1 pseudogene is annotated in these 299 nt (G+C 65.9%); it reads right to left on the minus strand.

The features are described from left to right. Positions 1–299: pseudogene (locus IB265_RS36340) on the minus strand (hypothetical protein); the annotation flags it as partial.

Genomic DNA, 299 nt, shown 5'->3' on the forward strand with positions numbered 1-299 from the left:
ACCGTGAACAGCACGCCGCGCGGGCCCGTTGCCGTCAGCGTGTTGCCGCTCCAGCTGTAGTTTACCGTCTCCTGTCCGATCGTACCGCTCGTGCCATGCAAACCGGCAAACGAGAAGCCGTTCGTGCCCGCACCGTCACCACCGACAGCGCCACCGAGCGTGCCGGAGAAGATCGCTGCACCGGCAACCGGAGCCGGGTTGGCGCCAGCCAGACCGTCATCGTCGACATTCGCAGACGCCACGCCGCCCGTCGGCGTGTTGGCATCCGTTACCGAGAAGCCAAAGTTTGCCGTCGACGT

Origin of the sequence: Ensifer sp. ENS10 (assembly GCF_014852025.1) — a bacterium.
GTDB lineage: Bacteria > Pseudomonadota > Alphaproteobacteria > Rhizobiales > Rhizobiaceae > Ensifer.